The 19,276-nt window shown below is 44.9% G+C and carries 16 protein-coding genes and 1 pseudogene; 7 read left to right on the top strand and 10 right to left on the bottom strand.

The window, feature by feature from the left end; all coding sequences use genetic code 11:
* Nucleotides 1-53: 53 nt before the first annotated feature.
* A complete protein-coding gene (gene gcvT, locus KHN79_RS17910) occupies nucleotides 54-1,172 on the bottom strand; it encodes a glycine cleavage system aminomethyltransferase GcvT (protein ID WP_182009355.1) in 1,119 nt (372 codons plus the stop codon).
* A 253-nt stretch (nucleotides 1,173-1,425) separates the two neighbouring features.
* Nucleotides 1,426-2,049, bottom strand: a complete 624-nt coding sequence (locus KHN79_RS17905; RefSeq protein ID WP_182009356.1) for an XRE family transcriptional regulator — start codon at nucleotides 2,047-2,049, stop codon at nucleotides 1,426-1,428.
* Between the two features lie 389 nt (nucleotides 2,050-2,438).
* Here KHN79_RS17905 and KHN79_RS17900 point away from each other — a divergent pair, with 389 nt between their 5' ends.
* The 4 genes and pseudogenes from KHN79_RS17900 (at nucleotide 2,439) to KHN79_RS17885 (ending at nucleotide 7,821) form a co-directional block, all read left to right on the top strand.
* A complete protein-coding gene (locus KHN79_RS17900; RefSeq protein WP_182009357.1) occupies nucleotides 2,439-3,734 on the top strand; it encodes a serine hydroxymethyltransferase in 1,296 nt (431 codons plus the stop codon).
* A 36-nt stretch (nucleotides 3,735-3,770) separates the two neighbouring features.
* Entirely contained in the window at nucleotides 3,771-4,151 is a 381-nt protein-coding gene (gene gcvH / locus KHN79_RS17895) for a glycine cleavage system protein GcvH (RefSeq protein WP_182009358.1), read from the top strand.
* Nucleotides 4,152-4,273: 122 nt separating this feature from the next.
* A pseudogene (gene gcvP, locus KHN79_RS17890) lies at nucleotides 4,274-7,137 on the top strand (aminomethyl-transferring glycine dehydrogenase).
* A gap of 492 nt (nucleotides 7,138-7,629) precedes the next feature.
* Nucleotides 7,630-7,821, top strand: a complete 192-nt coding sequence (locus KHN79_RS17885) for a hypothetical protein (protein ID WP_182009411.1) — start codon at nucleotides 7,630-7,632, stop codon at nucleotides 7,819-7,821.
* A gap of 110 nt (nucleotides 7,822-7,931) precedes the next feature.
* Here KHN79_RS17885 and KHN79_RS17880 read toward each other — a convergent pair whose 3' ends face one another.
* Nucleotides 7,932-8,546: a glutathione S-transferase gene (locus KHN79_RS17880; protein ID WP_182009360.1), complete on the bottom strand. Its 615-nt coding sequence runs from the start codon at nucleotides 8,544-8,546 to the stop codon at nucleotides 7,932-7,934.
* A 140-nt stretch (nucleotides 8,547-8,686) separates the two neighbouring features.
* Here KHN79_RS17880 and KHN79_RS17875 point away from each other — a divergent pair, with 140 nt between their 5' ends.
* From KHN79_RS17875 to KHN79_RS17865, 3 genes are all read left to right on the top strand, one after another.
* Nucleotides 8,687-9,262 (top strand): TetR/AcrR family transcriptional regulator, encoded by a 576-nt coding sequence (locus tag KHN79_RS17875; protein WP_182009361.1) that lies wholly within the window; start codon nucleotides 8,687-8,689, stop codon nucleotides 9,260-9,262.
* Nucleotide 9,263: 1 nt separating this feature from the next.
* Nucleotides 9,264-9,659 carry a DUF296 domain-containing protein gene (locus KHN79_RS17870; protein ID WP_182009362.1) on the top strand — a complete coding sequence of 132 codons (396 nt, stop codon included), beginning with the start codon at nucleotides 9,264-9,266 and terminating at the stop codon, nucleotides 9,657-9,659.
* A gap of 608 nt (nucleotides 9,660-10,267) precedes the next feature.
* Complete coding sequence (locus tag KHN79_RS17865) at nucleotides 10,268-11,272, top strand: branched-chain amino acid aminotransferase (protein ID WP_182009363.1); 1,005 nt, start codon at nucleotides 10,268-10,270, stop codon at nucleotides 11,270-11,272.
* 51 nt (nucleotides 11,273-11,323) lie between these two features.
* On the opposite strand, the gene nirD is transcribed toward KHN79_RS17865, so the two are convergent.
* From nirD to KHN79_RS17830, 7 genes are all read right to left on the bottom strand, one after another.
* Entirely contained in the window at nucleotides 11,324-11,659 is a 336-nt protein-coding gene (gene nirD / locus KHN79_RS17860; RefSeq protein ID WP_182009364.1) for a nitrite reductase small subunit NirD, read from the bottom strand.
* Entirely contained in the window at nucleotides 11,660-14,143 is a 2,484-nt protein-coding gene (nirB, locus tag KHN79_RS17855; protein ID WP_182009365.1) for a nitrite reductase large subunit NirB, read from the bottom strand.
* A gap of 10 nt (nucleotides 14,144-14,153) precedes the next feature.
* On the bottom strand, nucleotides 14,154-14,987 hold the full coding sequence (locus KHN79_RS17850; RefSeq protein ID WP_182009366.1) for an ABC transporter ATP-binding protein: 834 nt from the start codon (nucleotides 14,985-14,987) through the stop codon (nucleotides 14,154-14,156).
* An 11-nt stretch (nucleotides 14,988-14,998) separates the two neighbouring features.
* Nucleotides 14,999-15,964 (bottom strand): ABC transporter permease, encoded by a 966-nt coding sequence (locus KHN79_RS17845; protein ID WP_182009367.1) that lies wholly within the window; start codon nucleotides 15,962-15,964, stop codon nucleotides 14,999-15,001.
* Nucleotides 15,965-16,040: 76 nt separating this feature from the next.
* Entirely contained in the window at nucleotides 16,041-17,405 is a 1,365-nt protein-coding gene (locus KHN79_RS17840; protein WP_182009368.1) for a CmpA/NrtA family ABC transporter substrate-binding protein, read from the bottom strand.
* A gap of 265 nt (nucleotides 17,406-17,670) precedes the next feature.
* Nucleotides 17,671-18,252, bottom strand: coding sequence for an ANTAR domain-containing protein (locus KHN79_RS17835; protein ID WP_182009369.1), 582 nt, complete (start codon nucleotides 18,250-18,252; stop codon nucleotides 17,671-17,673).
* Nucleotides 18,253-18,346: 94 nt separating this feature from the next.
* Nucleotides 18,347-19,258: a dienelactone hydrolase family protein gene (locus KHN79_RS17830; RefSeq protein WP_182009370.1), complete on the bottom strand. Its 912-nt coding sequence runs from the start codon at nucleotides 19,256-19,258 to the stop codon at nucleotides 18,347-18,349.
* Nucleotides 19,259-19,276 lie beyond the last annotated feature (18 nt).

The raw sequence follows: 19,276 nt of genomic DNA, 5'->3' as shown, positions 1-19,276 counted from the left end.
AACCTTCACGAAGCGCGCTTTACTTACCCACGCTTCACTTAACAGCGCGCTAATTAACCACGATAGTAGCGTTGAGGTACGAATGGCATTTTTTCTACTGTCATAGGTAGCATTTTACCGCGTACTTCTGCAAAAAGCTCAGTACCGATAGCCGCAAGGTCTGCGCGAACATAACCCATAGAAACCGGTTTGCCTGCATTCGGACCTGCAGTACCACTGGTAACTACACCGATCTGATTTCCGTCAGCATCAAACAGTTCAACGCCTTCACGAACAGGTGCTTTTGTCTGACCAACTAGGCCAACACGTTTGCGTGCAACATCTTTGCTTTCAATTTGCTTAAGAATAACGTCAGCACCAGGGAAACCACCTTCACGCTCACCGCCCGCGCGACGAACTTTTTGGATGCCCCATAGCAGACTAGCTTCAACTGGTGTCGTTGTTGTATCCAAGTCGTGACCGTACAGGCAAAGGCCACATTCGAGACGTAATGAATCACGTGCGCCAAGGCCGATCCACTCTACTTCAGATTCTACAGTTAGCTTACGTGCCAGCTCTTCCGCATGAGTGTTAGGTACCGAGATTTCGTAACCATCTTCGCCAGTGTAACCACTGCGGCTGACAATACATTCGACACCTGAGATTTCTAACTTCTTCACGTCCATAAACAGCATATCCGCTACTTCAGCGTTAAAACGCTTAAGTACTTCTGCCGCTTTTGGCCCTTGAAGAGCAAGCAGTGCGCGATCTTCAATCACTTCCAGCTCTACACCTGCAGGCAGGTGAGTTTTAAGATGGTTGATGTCCTGATCTTTACAAGCCGCGTTTACAACAACGAACAGATGATCGCCAAGATTCGCTACCATCAGGTCATCCATGATTCCGCCTTGCTCATTGGTGAAGAAAGCGTAGCGTTGGTTACCTTGAGGAAGATCGATAATATCTACAGGAACCAATGTCTCCAGGAATGCTGCTGCGCCCTCACCAATCAAACGAAGTTGACCCATGTGAGAAACATCAAACAGACCAGCGGCATCACGAGTGTGTAAGTGTTCCTTTTTAACGCCTAGTGGGTACTGAACTGGCATATCGTAACCCGCGAACGGGACCATCTTTGCGCCAACTTCAACATGAAGTGCATGCAGTGGTGTTTTAAGAAGTTCTTGAGTCATTTTCGTCTCCGTTTAGATAGACCCGAGGATGATGTCGGTGTGTTTCCAATAATAAACACGCTTACTCTAATTTTGCACGAACAAGACGACTGTCAGCTTTCAAAAGTGTGACTTTTAACATTTCAATCACATTAAAGCGCATAAAAAAGGCGCTAAATTGATTGATATATCATCAACAGAGCGCCATTTTAACTGATTTCCGATCAATAGCAATCGTTTGCCTTCACTATAGGAAATTTACAGCTTTTTATCATTACTTCGCAGTGACCCAAAGAATCTGTGCATCTTCTTCACTCACGCTGGTTAACATATGTCCCATATTAGCATCGTAATAGACACTATCTCCTTCACTCAAAACAACAGGCTCGTAGAACTCAGAATAGAACCTAACTTCGCCCGATAAGATAAGTAAAAACTCTTCACCGTCGTGACGTACCCAATCTTTGTATTCGTCAAAACTTCGTGCACGGATCTGGCTTTTGAAAGGCATCATTTTCTTATTGGAAAGTTGTGTTGCCAGCAGCTCATGCTCATAGGTTTGAGTCGGGTGAGGTTTGCCTTCATTTTTCTTTGTGATATCCCTGCGACCCGCTGCCACCTTTTTCCTTGGCGGTTCAAATAGTTGCGGCATATCTATTTGTAAGCCGAGTGCCAACTTCTGCATCGCCTGGAAGGTTGGTGAAATCTGTTCATTCTCGATTTTGCTAAGTGTGGAACGGGCGAGTCCGGTTCGCTGGCTCGCCTCTTCCAAAGTAATACCGAGTTTCGAGCGGATATCTTTGATGCGCTGACCGAGTTTAAGTGGTTCTATGTTGTCACCATTATTTTCTTTCGCCAACGTCATCGATGGGTACTCGTCGTAAATACTATCGGCCATAAATCCCTCTGTTGATATCCTTATTTTGTTATTAAAGCCATTGTGCATGATCACTATAGTGGATAAAAGTCCACCACGTTAATTAAACCGTGTTCTCGTTAACAAATTTAGAAATCTAGTTTCCTATAGGAAATTTTTTATTGATTGTTCTTGTCGCAAACGCTATGTTACAGCCTTGTTAGATGTAGAGATGCACTTTTCCGTTAAGATTGGCGTGTGAGATTGGATTAGTTAACGCGCGTTTCAACGGAGTTTTTGCCCACTTTTAGGGCTGGATGTTCGCTCTGTTCTGCTACGCAGTTCAGCTGTTTGAGGACAAATGAACCTAATCGCAATTCAATAAACAAATCTACTGCGGGTTCATTTTCAGATTTGGAAGGTCAACTACCATGAATAAGAGTTACCCTAACCACAGCTTGGAAAACTTTTTCTCTACCAATCTCTCTGCGACAGATGATGCTGTCTTTGCCGGAATTCAGGCGGAATCCGCTCGCCAAAACGAACAAATCGAGCTTATCGCTTCTGAGAACATTGTTTCTAAAGCAGTAATGCAAGCTCAGGGCACTTGCCTAACAAACAAATACGCTGAAGGTTACCCAGGACGTCGTTACTACGGTGGTTGTGAGCACGTCGATACCGTCGAGGCTATCGCTATCGAACGTGCGAAAAAGCTTTTTAGTTGCGAATACGCAAACGTTCAACCTCACTCTGGTGCTCAGGCTAACGGTGCAGTAAAACTGGCACTTCTTCAACCAGGCGACACCATTTTAGGCATGTCACTGGACGCCGGAGGCCACCTTACACACGGTGCGCGTCCAGCTCTATCTGGTAAATGGTTCAACGCAGTACAGTACGGTGTTGATCGCGAAACATTAGAAATTAATTACGAAGATGTTCGTGCCCTTGCACTTGAACACAAACCAAAGATGATCATCGCAGGTGGTAGTGCAATTCCACGTACTATCGATTTCGCTAAATTCCGTGAAATCGCAGACGAAGTAGATGCAGTCCTAATGGTTGATATGGCACACATCGCCGGTCTTATCGCGACCGGTGCTCACCCTAGCCCGCTTCCACATGCGCACGTAGTAACGACGACAACACACAAAACACTACGCGGCCCTCGTGGCGGCATGATCCTGACCAACTACGAAGATATCATTAAGAAAATTAACTCAGCGGTATTCCCTGGCCTTCAAGGCGGCCCGCTAATGCATGTTATCGCAGCAAAAGCAGTCGCATTTGGCGAAGCGCTTGGCCCTGAGTTTAAAACTTATATTGATTCAGTGATCAATAACGCAAAAGTATTAGCCGAAGTATTGCAAACTCGCGGGTGCGATATTGTGACTGGCGGTACGGATACTCACCTGATGTTAGTTGACCTTCGCCCTAAGGGTTTGAAAGGTAATAAAACTGAAGAAGCTCTCGAACGTGCTGGGATCACATGTAATAAAAATGGCATCCCATTCGATTCAGAGAAGCCTATGATTACATCGGGTATCCGCTTAGGTACACCAGCAGGCACAAGCCGCGGCTTTGGCGAAGAAGAATTCAAGCTCATCGGTAATTGGATTGGCGATGTACTGGATGGGTTAGTTGAAAACCCTGAAGGTAACACGGAAGTAGAACAACGCGTTCGCAAAGAAGTGAAAGCGCTGTGTAATCGCTTCCCTCTTTACCAATAAACAATTTAAACGCAGTTATTTTTTGGAGATTAAGCAATGGACAACACATTGAAGTTTGCAGATAGCCACGAGTGGGTACGCGATAATGGCGATGGCACAGTAACTATCGGTATTTCTGAGCACGCACAAGAAATGTTAGGTGACGTAGTATTCGTAGACCTACCAGAAGTGGAAGACGAAATTGAAGCGGGTGATAGCTTCTCTCTTGTTGAGTCTGTAAAAGCTGCTTCAGATATCTACGCACCAATCAGTGGTGAAATTGTAGAAATCAACGAAGAGCTTGAAGATAGCCCAGAGCTAATCAACGAAGAACCGTACGAAGGCGGCTGGATTGTTAAAGTGAAGATGTCTGACCCATCAGAACTAGACAATCTGAAAGACGCAGAAGAATACCTAAACTCGATTGAAGAAGAGTAATTAGGAAGATTAACAAAGCTGCCTCCGCTTAGAAGGCAGCTTTTTTTAAATGTTCGGAAGTATAATTAAGCTTATCAGTAACGAGCCAATCCGTTACCCGAACAAGGAGTAGGTAAAGGACAATGACTGAATTACTTCAAAGCCTCAGCACACAAAATGAGTTCGTTGCTCGCCACAACGGCCCAAACAAATCTGACCAACAAAAAATGTTGGACGCGATCAATGTTGCTAACCTTGACGCACTTATCGAAGAAACGGTTCCTGCACAAATTCGTCTGGAAAAACCGCTATCTCTAGCAGAAGCGAAAAGCGAATCAGATATGCTTGTCGCGATGCGTAAATTTGCTGACCAGAACCAAATTAAACGTACGTTTATAGGCCAAGGTTACTACAACACCTTTACGCCAAACGTTATTCTACGTAACGTACTAGAAAACCCAGGCTGGTACACAGCTTACACACCTTACCAGCCAGAAATCTCTCAAGGTCGTCTTGAAGCGCTACTAAACTACCAGCAAATGGTCATGGACCTGACTGGTATGGAAATCGCGAACGCCTCCCTACTTGACGAAGCAACCGCTGCCGCTGAAGCTATGACTCTGTGTAAGCGCGCTGGTAAGAGCAAGAGTAATGTATTCTTCGTGGCTGACGACGTTCACCCACAAACACTGGAAGTAGTTAAAACTCGTGCGAAGTACATTGGCTTTGACGTGCAAGTTGGTTCGCTTGAATCACTTCCAGAGCAAGACGTATTTGGCGCACTAGTTCAATACCCGGGCACAACGGGTGAAGTTCGTGACCTAACGGACATCATCGCAAAAGCACAAGCAAACAAAACGCTAGTGACGGTTGCCACTGACCTACTTGCTTCTACTCTGCTGAAACCAGCAGGCGAAATGGGCGCAGACGTAGTAATTGGTTCAGCTCAACGTTTTGGCGTACCAATGGGTTACGGTGGTCCACACGCTGCATTCATGGCAACTCGTGACAAGCATAAACGTACAATGCCAGGTCGCGTTATTGGTGTTTCTATCGACGTAAACGGCAACCAGGCACTTCGCATGGCAATGCAGACGCGTGAGCAGCACATCCGTCGTGAAAAAGCGACATCGAACATCTGTACTGCGCAAGCACTACTAGCGAACATGGCGTCTTTCTACGCTGTATTCCACGGCGCAGAAGGTCTTCGTACCATCGCTCGCCGCACTCACCACATGACTGCAATCTTGGCTGCTGGCCTGACAAAATCAGGTTACGAGCTGGCTCACAATAGCTTCTTCGACACCATTACTATTAACACGAATGGCAAAACTGAAGAGCTTTACGCTAAAGCACAAGCTGCAGACATCAACCTACGCAAATTGAATGGTAAGCTAGGAATCAGCTTCGACGAAACAACGACAACGGCTGACATCGAAGCGCTATTTGCTGTGTTTTTGTGAAGCAAGACGTTAACGCGTTGTCTTCAGAAATCGCAAGCAACGAGTTTGCTTCAATCCCAGAAGCGTTACGCCGTACTTCTGAGTTCCTGACTCACCCAGTATTCAATACGCACCACAGCGAAACTCAAATGATGCGTTACCTGAAACAGCTAGAGAACAAAGACTTCTCACTGACTCACGGTATGATCCCGTTGGGTAGTTGTACGATGAAACTGAACGCAGCAGCAGAGATGATTCCTGTAACATGGCCTGAGTTTGGTTCTATCCACCCGTTCGCACCTCTTGAGCAAGCGGCTGGTTACGCTGCTCTTGCAAAAGATCTAAAAGAGAAGCTATGTGAAATCACAGGTTACGATGATTTCTCACTACAGCCTAACTCTGGTGCATCTGGTGAGTACGCGGGTCTTATTGCGATTCAGCGTTACCACGACAGCCGTGGCGAAGGTCACCGTAACGTATGTTTGATCCCAAGCTCTGCGCACGGCACTAACCCTGCGACAGCGTCAATGGTGTCAATGAAAGTGGTAGTAGTTAAGTGTGACGAAAACGGCAACATCGACATGTCCGATCTTGCTGACAAGATTGAGAAGCATAAAGACAATCTATCAAGCATCATGATCACTTACCCTTCTACGCACGGCGTATACGAAGAGCAAGTTAAAGAAGTGTGTGAAATGGTTCATGCTGCTGGCGGTCAGGTATACCTGGACGGTGCAAACATGAACGCACAGGTTGGCCTAACCTCTCCGGGGATTATCGGTTCTGACGTTTCACACCTGAACTTGCACAAAACCTTCTGTATTCCACACGGTGGCGGTGGTCCGGGCATGGGTCCTATCGGTGTTAAATCTCACCTGGCTCCTTTCCTTCCGGGACATATCGAAAATGGCACTGAAGGTAAAGAATACGCAGTTTCTGCAGCAGATTTAGGTAGCGCTTCTATCCTGCCTATCTCTTGGGCTTACATTGCGATGATGGGTGAAGCTGGCCTTAAAGAAGCGACTGAAGTTGCAATTCTTAACGCCAACTACGTAATGGAGCGTCTACGTCCGCACTACCCGATTCTTTACCGTGGTAAAAATGGCCGCGTAGCACACGAATGTATCGTTGATATTCGTCCGCTAAAAGAAGAAACAGGCATTAGCGAAGAAGATATCGCGAAGCGTCTAATGGACTACGGTTTCCACGCTCCGACGATGTCGTTCCCAGTTGCTGGCACACTGATGATTGAGCCAACTGAATCAGAAGATTTGGAAGAGCTAGACCGTTTCTGTGAGGCAATGATCGCTATTCGCGAAGAGATGGCTAAAGTGAAGAACGGTGAATGGCCGCTAGAGAACAACCCTCTGGTTAACGCACCACACACTCAAGTCGATCTTGCAGCAGCAGAATGGGATCGCCCTTACTCTCGTGAATTAGGCTGTTTCCCGTCGAAAGCAACTAAATCTTGGAAATACTGGCCAACAGTAAACCGCGTAGATAACGTTTACGGCGACCGTAACCTAATCTGTTCGTGCCCAAGCATTGAAAACTACGAAGATTAATTTAGTAGTTGATCATGTCATATCAAGTTGGAAACAGCGGATCTGTAGTTAGAAACAGGCTTAGATATGAATAATTAATTAAAAAGCGAACCTTTGGGTTCGCTTTTCTTTTCAAATTGAAGTGTCAGATCTAATCTGAACCAATACATCTTAAACACTAATTCGAATTTTTTTCCTATCTCTTTATCCTATCAGTATGACTTTGTTTCAAACACCTAGTTAAAAATACACGTTAGCGGTAAAACTTAGTATGTAGGCTGATCATTACTGCGTTCTTAAAGCTGCAAGAACTGGTGCTAACCAGACGAGGACGGACTTAGCAAAAGAACAGACGTCACAGCTTTAGAAGAAATTAAACAGGAATCACCAGATGTAACTATAGTTAATAGGAACTACTAGCTATTAACTATTAATCTAACCAGTAGATTTTCGCTTATTGATACGAAATGGAATCACAAATCCGTACAGGCTTAAAACGGAGGGTTTATGGCAATGAACGGCAGCAACTTTAGAGAGCTGATTGACTCACTCAAGGACTTAACGCCAACTCAGAAGAGGTACCTGATTAGCCGGACTAGGATGTCACTGGACGATGAGAACGGCATGTTCAGAACAGATGATCTACTTACACAGGAAGAACTGGAGGCGCTACTATCTCCAACGTACACAACAGAATCAAAATAATATCTGATCAGCAAAACTAACAACCAAGTAAAGCAGCATTACTTTACTTGGTTTTTTGTTATCTCAACTTACTAAAGTCTTAAATTTTTTATCGAATATCTAAAGTGAGATTAAATTTGGAAAGCTTCGCGGTCGGCAATCTGCTCGTACCAACGAGCGATGTTTGGCGCGGTTGCAAGAACGTCGATTTGAAGTGCATTGATGGCAAATCCAACAAACAAAAAGCCAGTGATATCAACGATGGTAAAGCTATTCGTAGCGATAAACTCACTTTCACTTAGGCGCTTATCCAGAGTCGGCAAAAAGTCTAGTACGCGAGACTTAGATTCCTCACCCCATTCTTTAATGCAGTTCTCGCGATCTTTGTAAATCGCTGAGATGTTTCGAAAAGCCTGAAAGGCCGCATATAAGCCCTGGAACTCTACAACGCGATGCCACATTTCTACTTGCGCTCGTTCGCGTTGATTACCACCAAATAAGTTTAAATCGTTTTTAAACTCTTCATCAAAATAACGGCAAATCGCGACGCTTTCACAAAGCGTTGTGCCGTCATCTAACTCTAGAAGAGGCACCTTACCGTTCACACTCTTCTGTTTGAAAGATTCAGTTAGGTTCTCGCCTTCACGTACGTTTAACGCCACGCGTTCTACGTCGCCTCCAATCTCCTTTAAAAAGATATTTACTCGCTTACAACTAGGCGTCACTGCGGTTTCATACAGTTTCATGTTTTACCCTTTTCTTTATCTAACTGTTCGGTTAGGTTATACTGTAGCCAGTTTATAAACGTTCAGTCAAGAATTATAAGTATTAGTCAGCCAGTAAGATTGGAAGCTTTATAACGCAATATTTCCCAGCAGGTAACTATATGGCAAGAAAAGCGAACTTTGACCGAGAAGAGAAGCTCTTGGTCGCTATGGATGTGTTCTGGCGTAAAGGCTTTGCTAACACATCAATCTCCGATCTAACCGATGAGTTGAATATTAACCGGTTCAGTCTTTACAACACGTACGGTGATAAGCAACAACTCTATTATGAAGCCCTTGATGCGTACCTTAAAAAGGTTTCCCTTCCTTCTCTCGCTAACTTACAAAACGAAGGCGCTTCACTTCGTGAGATTGAAGAATTTTTAACGTCTTTTGCTGCGCTTCAGCGCAAACGGAGTTGTGGCTGTTTTGTTCAAAATGCGTTGGTTGAACATGCTGGTGAAGATGAAGATGTGCTGCGCATGGGGCATTTTTTATTCGATCACCTTATCGAGATCTTGACCGAAGCATTAGAAAACGCACAGAGAGAGAAAATAGTCCCTAAAACACTTAAGCCATCCGACCTAGCGCGGTTTATTCTCAATAATATGCAAGGTATGCGCGTACTCGGTAAAGCCAAGCGTTATGAAGACTTAGATTCCGCTCTATCTTGCCTTTTAGTTCTGATTAGGAAATAACATGTCCATAAACGTGATTGCTACTCGGCTGACTAAAGGTATGGATCTAAAACGCTCACTGGCTAAGATCGTTAAAGACCATAACATCAAGGCAGGTTCCGTTGCCTCATGTGCCGGATGTATATCTACGCTCAATCTTCGTCTGGCCGGTGCGGAATCCACTTTATCCAAATCTGAACCGTTTGAAATCGTCTCTGTTATGGGGACTCTCACTCCTGAACATCAACACGTTCACATTTCTGTGTCGGACAAGCAGGGACATGTCTGGGGCGGGCATCTGATGGAAGGCACTCTGATAGATACCACCGCAGAGCTGATCATCCATAGCTATCCAGACCTCACCTTCAGCCGTAAAATGGATGAATCAACTGGATATACAGAACTCGTTGTAAAGTGAAAGAAAAAAACCAAGGAGCAGATTGGACTTAGCTGTATTCAATCTAGGATTTTTTAGTAGAGACAATGAGCACAATATTAAATAGCTTGCATGCAAACATTAGAATTGTATCGCTACTTTACTTCCAGAAATGCACACGAACTCAATCGTTTAGTTGCGCTGGCGTCATAGCGTACTACATTGAATATGAGCTAAGACTTCTTGTTAACTCCTTTCTCCCAAGCAACCGCTTGGGATTTTTTTAGCTAGCGACTGATCCCTACAATATTGTGAAGTCAAATTGTACAGTACACGCACTTAAACCATGCTAGCAGCAGTAAATATCCCAAGGTTGTTTAACAATACGTAAAATTGACTTGAGACTAAGTTACAAATAGCTTAAAAATAAGAAAAGCTTTTTACTTTACAGTTTTGAGTAACGCCGATAACGTCATGATTGAAAAATCTTTATACTTTTTTAGTCCGTTCTATGGTCAGTCTAAACACCTTTGATCAATTAGAGCCGTTACCTGTCAGTTAACGCTACGCTTGTAAAGAACATACGATGCAAACGCATATCACACAAAGCAGAGCTATCTGCTTCATAAATAATAAAGAAGGGAGTCACAATGGCGGCTTTTGGTACTGAGTTTATGCCTAGGATGGCATTAACAACATTCGAAAATGACAAATGGACTGATACACAGATAGTTTCAGCAGATAGTATTTCACTACACCCGGGCGCGCACGTATTACATTACTCAAGCACTTGCTTTGAAGGTCTGAAAGCATTCCGTCACGAGGATGGCAGCGTACACATTTTTCGAATGGATCAAAATGTCGAACGCTTTGCTCAAAGTAGTAAGCAACTCTCTCTACCTGAGATTGATAAAGAGCAAGTATCAAAAATGATCGTTGATATTGTTTCTGAGTTTGCATCAGATGTCCCGGAACCACCAGGTTCTATGTACATCCGTCCTACTCACATCGGTACAGAACCTGCAATCGGTAAAGCAGCGGCACCATCACTTTCATCCATGGTATATATCCTGTTATCTCCAGTGGGAGATTATTTCTCAGGCGGTGCTCATGCATTACGTCTGTTACTGGACGAAACTGGTCAACGTTGTGCTCCACACATGGGAATGATCAAAAGTGGTGGCAACTACGCCAGTGCTTTATCTCCTACACTAGAAGCAAAGCAAAAATATCAAGCAGACCAGGTTCTATTCTGCCCGAACGGGTATATTACAGAGACCGGTGCTGCAAACTTTTTACTAGTCGACGGTAACGAGATCATCACTAAAGCGCTAGATTCGAGCTTTTTGCACGGTGTGACACGCGCAAGTATCTTAACGCTTGCGAAAGATCTTGGTATGACAGTAACAGAACGAGAAGTATCTGTTGAAGAGTTGCTTGAGCGTGCAGCCAAACCTGGCACCGAAGCAATGCTTTCTGGCACTGCGGCTGTTTTGACTTCTGTAGGTACTCTTATTCACAACGGCGAAGAATTTAAAGTCGGCACAGGTGAAATGGGGCCAGTTGCAACAAAACTACGCCAAGCACTGAATGATATTCAATGGGGTAAAGCTCCTGACACTCACAATTGGTTAACTAAGATTACCGATCGCTAATCAACAACCAAATATTCGTTACAACAAGGCCAGCATTCGCTGGCCTTATTTTTATCTATCTGTCGTTAAACATACGGTCCCGCCATCTATTGTGACTTTCCATGTTTTAAGTTGGTACTTCTCATCTTCGACACAACGTCCGGTTTTTAAGCAGAAATGCTGTTTATATAAGGGAGATGCGACACAAAGTTCACCGTCAATATCCCCCACTATACCTCTACTCAAAACGTAAGCTTTTCCTATTGGGTCCCAGTCTTGCACTGCATACACACCATGTTCAGGAATGTAGAACAACGCGACTTGTTCATCGTCTAGTAGCACGATTGAGCCAACAAAGGGTATTAGCTCGTCAAGTTTACACAGTGATACTGAAGTTAACGTATTCATTTACACCTCCTCTTTTAGCGGAATACGCTGACCACGTACACGTTGATACGGCAATACTTTACTCGCTGCATTGCTGTTTAAATAAGGTCGGAAACGCTGCAATTTGGTTGGATTTTCCAAGGTGCTCTTCCACTCGCATTGATAGGTGTCAGCTACGAGATTCATTTGCTCATCGAGTGAATTACATATATTGAGCGAGTCTTCTAGTATTACTTGTTTCAGATAGTCTAAACCACCTTCCAAGTTGTCCATCCATACAGACGTGCGCTGCAAACGATCTGCGGTTCTGACGTAGAACATCAAGACACGGTCAATAATGGTGATAAGTTCTTCTTTAGATAAGTCCGATGCGAACAAATCCGCATGCCTTGGCCTCATGCCGCCATTCCCACACACATACAGGTTCCAGCCATTTTCTGTAGCTATCACCCCGATGTCCTTACTTTGCGCTTCTGCACACTCTCGTGTACAACCCGAAACAGCAAACTTGAGCTTGTGAGGGGCGCGTAATCCTTTGTATCGGTTCTCTAACTCAATGGCTAAACCAATTGAATCATCCACACCGTATCGGCACCACGTTGAACCAACACACGATTTAACGGTACGTACTGATTTCCCGTACGCATGTCCGGTTTCAAAACCGGCATCGATCAGGGTTTTCCAGATCTCTGGAAGTTGCTCTAGTTGCGCTCCAAACAAGTCGACACGCTGACCACCCGTTATCTTGGTATACAGGTCATATTGCTGTGCCACTTGGCCGAGAACAATAAGTTTATCCGGCGTAATTTCACCACCAGGTACTCTTGGTACTACAGAATAAGAACCGTCTTTTTGCAGGTTTGCCATGAAGGCATCATTAGAATCTTGTAATGGCTGGAGTTGAGGTTCCATAATGTGTTCATTCCAAAGCGACGCAAATACGGAGGCTGCGGTTGGCTTACAGATGTCACAGCCATGACCTTTCCCATGGCGCCCTATCAAGGTATCAAAGTCTTTGATCTCCTCGACCTGACAAATGTGGAACAACTCCTGTCGGCTAAGTGCAAAGTGCTCACAAAGATCGTTGTTTACTTCAACACCCATTGCCACAAGTTGAGCATCTAACACAGACTTAACCATGTTGCTGCAACCTCCGCAGCCAGTCCCTGCTTTTGTTTTTGCTTTAAGGTCCGACAGGTTGGTCGCGCCCGCTTTAATTTCAGCAACCAAGTCCCCTTTACTTACGTTATGACAAGAACAGATTATCGCGGTGTCGGGCATTTCTCGGTCTAACATCCCAGTGTCAAATAATAGGTTTGCGGCGTGATCCGGAAGAGGGGTTTTATTCAAATAACATTGCAATAGCGCATCATAATCACTGTTATCACCAACTAAGATAGCACCAAGCAATTGAGTGCCAGTTTCATCAACAACTAACTTCTTATAAACACCTGAGACTGCGTCTTGAAGCACCATTTCCTGCGCGCCTTCTGTCTGCATTTGAGCATCACCGATAGAAGCAACATCCACACCCAGTAACTTAAGCTTGGTGCTCATGTCCGCGCCAGTGAAACCTTGATTTGTCCTGTTGGTCAGAACATCTGCTGTGATTCTCGCCATGGTATAACCCGGAGCAACGAGGCCAAATACCTTCTCCTGCCACAATGCACATTCACCAATCGCAAAGATGTTTTTATCACTGGTTTGGCATTGATTGTTAATCACTACCCCGCCACGTTCACCGATCTCTAGCTCAGCCAACCTTGCCAAATGATCTTGTGGCCGGATACCAGCGGAAAATACGATGACATCGACTTCCAGTGGCTCTTTATCTTTAAACACCATCCTGTGTCTGGCAGTTTCACCATCACAGATTCGCTCAGTACCTGTAGATGTATGGACTGTTAATCCAAGTGACTCGATCTTTTCTTTAAGAACAAAACCTGCGCCATCATCAAGCTGGACAGGCATTAATCGTGGTGCAAACTCAATGACATGGGTTTCCAAACCAAGCAATTTAAGTGCATTTGCCGCTTCCAGACCTAATAGCCCACCACCAATGACCGCTCCTTTTTTGGCACCAGTACACGCGTTTTTAATTTGTGAAAGGTCATCCAAAGTTCGATATACAAACACGTTTTCCCGGTCTTTGCCTTCAATTGGCGGCACGAAAGGATAAGAGCCCGTCGCTAGTACTAATTGGTCATAGCCGAGAATGTCTTCACCATCTAGCAAAATGCGTTTTTGTTCACGGTCAATACCCGTTACCTGACTCCCCAACACAAGCTGAATACCGTGTAAGTCGTACCATTGCTGATTACTTAACATCAAATCTTCATGGGATTTACCTGCAAACAAAGACGACAACTGAACTCGGTCATAAGCGATAAAGCGCTCAGCGCCAATTACGGTGATTTGATGCTCTAAATGTGCTTGTTTCTGAACAAGTTGCTCGACAAGGTGGTGACCGACCATGCCATTACCAACGATAACAATATGATTCATTTGACTCTCCTTACGCCAGTTTTGCTGTGGTCATTGACTGCTTAACGTCGTTTGTCTGTTCCACTTTCGATTGCTTCTCGTAAAGGAACTTGAGTACAGATTGACGATATTTTTGGTATTGCGAATCTTCCGCTAGTGCTACCCTTTCGCGCGGACGAGCTAACTCGATATTTAGTACTTCACCGACAGTCGCTGCAGGACCATTCGTCATCATTACAATTTTGTCAGACAGTAAAACCGCTTCATCGACGTCATGAGTAATCATGATCACCGTATTGTTTAACTCTGCCTGAATCGTCATTAGCGCATCCTGCAAATGCGCTCTTGTTAAAGCATCCAGTGCACCAAAAGGCTCATCCATCAACAGAACTTTTGGTTGCAGTGCCAGTGCTCTGGCGATTCCGACTCGCTGCTTCATACCACCGGAGATTTCATCTGGTTTCTTATCTGCTGCGTGTTCCATTTGAATGAGCTTCAGGTAATGGTGAACTTGCTCTTTTACCCAAGACTTACCATGCTTACCCGCGACTTGTTTGACCGCCAATTCAACGTTTTGATAAACCGTCAGCCAAGGCAATAATGAATGGTTCTGGAACACCACAGCTCTGTCCGGCCCGGGCCCCGCCACTTCACGACCATCGACAATAACACCCCCGTCAGTCGGTAAGTGAAGGCCAGCGACTAAGTTCAGTACCGTTGACTTACCACATCCCGAGTGACCTATTAGCGATACAAACTCACCTTTTTTTATCTGCAAATCGACATTTTTTAGCGCAATAAACTCACCGTTTGGTGTCGGGAATCGCATCCCTAAACGCGTCAAATCTAGTAATGGCTTTTCCATAGTCCCATTCCTTATCTAAATGCTTGTTGTTTGTTCCACGACAAACATTTCTGCAATTGCAACATTCCCTTATCGAGCATCAAGCCAATAAAGCCTATCGTAATCACTGCAACCATAATCCTCCCGAGAGAGGCAGAGCTGCCGTTTTGAAATTCATCCCAGACGAACTTGCCTAACCCCGGATTCTGCGCCAGCATTTCTGCTGCAATCAGCACCATCCAAGCAATACCCAGGGAAAGTCGCAGGCCGGTAAAAATCATTGGAATAGCAGAAGGCAAAACAATGGTTCGAATATGCTGCCACCAGGAAAGCTGCAGCACTTTGCTTACATTAATCAGATCTTTATCGACACTGGTGACGCCAACAGCAGTGTTAATCAAAGTCGGCCACAAGCTACATAACGCAACAGTAATCAGTGAAGTGATAAAAGATTTAGCAAACATGGGGTCATCACTGACATAGGTGGCGCTCACGACCATGGTTACTATCGGCAACCAAGCCAGTGGTGACACTGGTTTCAGCAGTTGAATAACCGGGTTAAACGCTTTGTAAAGACCATGATTTAATCCTAATAAAATACCAAGAGGGATCGCTAAAAAGGTCGCTAGCATGAACCCGGCAGCTACCGTAACCAGACTTGTAAGTATTTGATCAAAGAACGTTGGCTTACCTGTATATGGCCGAATTTTCACCTCTGCATCTGGATTTTTCGCCAACTTAGCCGCGTTACGTTTCTCCTGACGTTCAATGAATGCCTGTTCTTTCTCGCGTTCTTGCCAGTGTTCATCAACCAGATTATGGAACTGCTGATAAGTCTCAACTGGCCCTGGCAACGTGCCTAACGAAGTTTGTACTTCTCTCGCCGCTAAGTGCCAGATACTCAGGAAAACCAGTAAACCGATAATCGGTAACAACACCAACCGGCTTCTGTTTACCACCTCTTTCGCAGGAAAAAGAGAAATAACGTTACTAGACATAGTCGCTCCTAAATTTACATCTTTGTGGACGCGGGCTTGTTGCAATGCCCGCGACATTTGGTTCATATACTTACAGTCAGACCTTGTCGTTTCCTTTTAAACCAATGGAGAACTTCTCCAGGTATTTGTTCGGTTCACGTCCGTCATAAACCACGTCATCAATAAAATGTGTCTGTGGTTCGCGGAATCCATCTTCAGCCTTAAAATCAGGGAAGTCCTGAACGCTCAGCACACCGTCTTCAATCAGCGCTTCTGCTGCTTGTTGGTAGATGTCAGGGCGATACACCTCTTTCGCGATGTCCATGTACCAATCGTCTGGTTTAGAGGTTGAGATTTGTCCCCAACGGCGCATTTGCGTCAGGTACCAAATCGCGTCGCTGTAGTACGGGTAGGTTGCGTTATGACGGAAGAAGACGTTAAAGTCCGGAACATCTCGTTTATCACCTTTCTCATATTCGAAAGTACCGGTCATTGAGTTCGCGATAACTTCTGCGTCTGCCCCGACGTATTCACTTTTAGCAAGGAGCTTCACTGCTTCCTGACGATTTGCATTGTCGTTTTCATCCAACCAATGCGCCGCGCGAATCAACGCTTTTACAACACGTATGTGCGTATTCGGGTTTGCTTCAGCCCACTGTTTAGAAACGCCAAATACTTTCTCCGGGTTGTTTTTCCAGATTTCGTAATCGGTAACCACCGGTGCTCCAATACCTTTGAATACCGCTTGTTGGTTCCAGGGTTCACCTACGCAGTAACCTTTGATTGTTCCTGCTTCCATGGTGGCTGGCATTTGTGGTGGTGGAGTTACGCTAAGCAATACATCTGCTTTCACCTGACCACTGTTGTCACCACTTTCCGGTGCGTAATACCCCGGATGAATCCCGCCAGCGGCTAACCAATAGCGTAACTCGTAGTTGTGTGTCGAAACCGGGAACACCATTCCCATATTGAACGCCTTACCCTGATCCCGGTAACTGTCGACAACCGGTTTAAGTGCATCTGCTTTAATTGGATGGACAGGCTTGCCATCTTCTTGCAATGGGATGTGCGGCTTCATCTGCTCCCACGTATCGTTAGAAACGGTGATCGCATTGCCGTTTAAATCCATACTAAAAGCCGTGATGACTTCCGCTTTGGTTCCCACGCCAATCGTTGCCCCTAAAGGTTGCCCTGCCAGCATATGCGCGCCATCCAACTCACCGTCAATCACGCGGTCTAGCAATACCTTCCAGTTCGCCTGAGCTTCTAGAGTGACGTATAAGCCCTCATCTTCAAAAAAGCCTTTTTCGTAAGCGACAGCCAGTGGAGCCATATCGGTTAACTTAATAAAGCCAAACTTTAGGTCTTCAATTTCTGGTTCACCCAGTTCAGCCCTCACATTGAATGCACTTATTACAGATAGTGTGATTGCTGATACTTTCAGCATCGAACTCCATTTCATCGCTTTTCTCCCATAAAAAAAAACGCCACTACTCCTAAGAGCAGTGGCGCCGTTGCCATGACTACAATTACCGTCTTTGATAATTGAGTGAAGCTATTAAACAATAAACCCGACAATACCGTTGCAACGCATGTGCCATGTTTATATTTCATTAAATTACAGTAAGTTACGTCAAATGGAATGTTTATTATTACCTACCTTGCATATTGGCTGTGCAATACGCACCAAGGTAGATTTTTTCATATAACCCCAAAGGGTTAGGCAATTAGCTAAGAACCTCCAATGTGGAAATCAAATTTTTAGCAACTTGAGCTAACGTCTGGCTAGTTTGCATCGCAGAATTTCTCATCGCTTTATACGCTTGTTCCTCATCCACCCTGTGCATTTTCATCAGTAGCCCTTTGGCTTTTTCAACCAGTTTTCGCTCTTCAATTTTGCTCGTTAGATCTGCAATTTCTGACTCCATCTGTGTAAAACGCGTACGCACTAGCCTAGCATGCTCCACCCACGGCTGTAGGGCAAACTGACTGTCATACGGCATCAAAACGTAATCCATTGATTCAGATAAGCGATTGATATCATTAGTTGAAAACTGTTTAAGTACAATTAACAGAGGTGAGGATTTTGACCTGCAGAAATCCACAATTAAACGCAACTCTGCAGTTGGCTGTTGCCAGCCCACCACTATATTCGCGTTGGGTTCTTGTTCCAATGCACTTTCTAAACGTGCTAACGGACAACCGATAATATTGTCATAATTTGGGGTCAATAAACCCGATAAGCGAGCTTGTTCTGTAAGGCTGTCACAACATACGATAACGGGTGTTTTAGAAGTAAAATGAGTCATGGACATTCCCTGCTTTAACCTTTCTCAACAAGAGAGGTAAATCAAGGAATGTGCCAACTGACAAAAAAAGTTATCTAACCCTAGTACGAGTTATCTAGGTAAGGTGATTACGAAAGAACGCAATGGTACGCTCCCAGGCCAGCGCAGCTTCTTCTGGCGCATAACGCCCTGTAGAGTCATTATGGAATCCGTGGTTGACGTTTTCATACATGAGCGCTGTATACTCCGCGTCATTGGCAATAAGCTGCTGTTCATAGCCAGGCCAGGTATCATTAACACGCTTATCAAGCCCTGCGAAATGCAGCAGTAAAGGGCCTTTAACCTGATTACGAATGGATTCTTCTGCCGGTGTCCCGTAAAAAGGGACACCGGCATCCAACTTGTCAGGCATGACCGCGGCTAACATGTTAACAATGTATCCACCAAAGCAGAATCCAACTGCCCCGAGTTTCCCTGAACTACTTTGATGTTGTTTAAGGAAATTAGCCGCTGCGATAAAATCCTGCTCAATCTTAGCTCGATCCATACTTTTCTGCATTGCACGACCATCATCATCGTTTCCGGGATAACCTCCGAGTGGATAAAGCGCATCCGGAGCGAAAGCAATAAAGCCATCTTTTGCTAATCGCCTCGCAACGTCTTTGATATACGGGTTTAGCCCTCTGTTTTCATGAATAACCAACACAGCAGGAGACTTTACGGTCTTTTTACGGGGCATGACCAGATAACCACTTCCTTCTCCATGCCCATTCGGAGAAGGAAAGGTTTGATAGGTTGCTTTAATATCTGGGTCATTAAAAGAGACTTGTTCCGCCAATGCATAGTTGGGTGTTAAAGCTTCAATTAACGCTGCCGCACTAAAACCCAAAACAGCCAAACCACCCAGTCGGTTGATGAACTCACGGCGTGAAATCTTACCGTGTGCATATTCGTCATACCAGTCAAATGCCTCTTGGGGTATAGGATGTGACTCCTTTTCACTGGAAGCGCGATGCTTTAGAACCATTACCCTTATCCTCTGTTT

The organism is Vibrio sp. B1FLJ16, from assembly GCF_905175385.1.
In the GTDB taxonomy this organism is placed as follows: domain Bacteria; phylum Pseudomonadota; class Gammaproteobacteria; order Enterobacterales; family Vibrionaceae; genus Vibrio.
Note: the sequence above shows the minus strand (reverse complement) of the source record. Positions and strands in the feature narration are given on the sequence as shown.

Bases quoted from the DNA above. Each gene is read 5' to 3' on its own strand.
- gcvT (WP_182009355.1), bottom strand. From the start codon at position 1,172: ATGACTCAAGAACTTCTTAAAACACCACTGCATGCACTTCATGTTGAA.
- KHN79_RS17905 (WP_182009356.1), bottom strand. From the start codon at position 2,049: ATGGCCGATAGTATTTACGACGAGTACCCATCGATGACGTTGGCGAAA.
- KHN79_RS17900 (WP_182009357.1), top strand. From the start codon at position 2,439: ATGAATAAGAGTTACCCTAACCACAGCTTGGAAAACTTTTTCTCTACC.
- gcvH (WP_182009358.1), top strand. From the start codon at position 3,771: ATGGACAACACATTGAAGTTTGCAGATAGCCACGAGTGGGTACGCGAT.
- KHN79_RS17885 (WP_182009411.1), top strand. From the start codon at position 7,630: ATGAACGGCAGCAACTTTAGAGAGCTGATTGACTCACTCAAGGACTTA.
- KHN79_RS17880 (WP_182009360.1), bottom strand. From the start codon at position 8,546: ATGAAACTGTATGAAACCGCAGTGACGCCTAGTTGTAAGCGAGTAAAT.
- KHN79_RS17875 (WP_182009361.1), top strand. From the start codon at position 8,687: ATGGCAAGAAAAGCGAACTTTGACCGAGAAGAGAAGCTCTTGGTCGCT.
- KHN79_RS17870 (WP_182009362.1), top strand. From the start codon at position 9,264: ATGTCCATAAACGTGATTGCTACTCGGCTGACTAAAGGTATGGATCTA.
- KHN79_RS17865 (WP_182009363.1), top strand. From the start codon at position 10,268: ATGGCGGCTTTTGGTACTGAGTTTATGCCTAGGATGGCATTAACAACA.
- nirD (WP_182009364.1), bottom strand. From the start codon at position 11,659: ATGAATACGTTAACTTCAGTATCACTGTGTAAACTTGACGAGCTAATA.
- nirB (WP_182009365.1), bottom strand. From the start codon at position 14,143: ATGAATCATATTGTTATCGTTGGTAATGGCATGGTCGGTCACCACCTT.
- KHN79_RS17850 (WP_182009366.1), bottom strand. From the start codon at position 14,987: ATGGAAAAGCCATTACTAGATTTGACGCGTTTAGGGATGCGATTCCCG.
- KHN79_RS17845 (WP_182009367.1), bottom strand. From the start codon at position 15,964: ATGTCTAGTAACGTTATTTCTCTTTTTCCTGCGAAAGAGGTGGTAAAC.
- KHN79_RS17840 (WP_182009368.1), bottom strand. From the start codon at position 17,405: ATGAAATGGAGTTCGATGCTGAAAGTATCAGCAATCACACTATCTGTA.
- KHN79_RS17835 (WP_182009369.1), bottom strand. From the start codon at position 18,252: ATGACTCATTTTACTTCTAAAACACCCGTTATCGTATGTTGTGACAGC.
- KHN79_RS17830 (WP_182009370.1), bottom strand. From the start codon at position 19,258: ATGGTTCTAAAGCATCGCGCTTCCAGTGAAAAGGAGTCACATCCTATA.